Raw genomic sequence first — 262 nt, 5'->3', positions numbered from 1 at the left:
GCCGGTACGCGCCTGACCCCGGCGGTGGCGGCCGGGCTGGTGCCCCAGGCGCAGAGCCTGCCGGACACCGACTGGCACATTCCACGGCTGTACCAGTTCGCCCAGGAGCTGGGGGCCAGTACCCTGGCGGCCGAATATTCGCGTTTTGTCATCGACCTGAACCGCCCGTCCGATGACAAGCCCTTGTACGTGGGGGCCACCACGGGCCTGTACCCGGCCACCCTGTTCGACGGCGAGCCCTTGTTCGTCGAAGGTCAGGCGC

Annotated in this window: 1 protein-coding gene; it reads left to right on the top strand. The window is 69.1% G+C overall.

Annotated features, from left to right (window positions below):
* Positions 1–262, top strand: a 262-nt coding sequence (locus SB725_RS31990) for an N-formylglutamate amidohydrolase (RefSeq protein ID WP_410923485.1), incomplete at both ends; no start/stop codon positions are given.

It is taken from the genome of Pseudomonas sp. SIMBA_041, from assembly GCF_046535095.1.
Lineage (GTDB): Bacteria > Pseudomonadota > Gammaproteobacteria > Pseudomonadales > Pseudomonadaceae > Aquipseudomonas > Aquipseudomonas mucoides.
The sequence above is the reverse complement of the archived record's forward strand: the minus strand, read 5'-3'. Positions and strand labels throughout refer to the sequence as shown.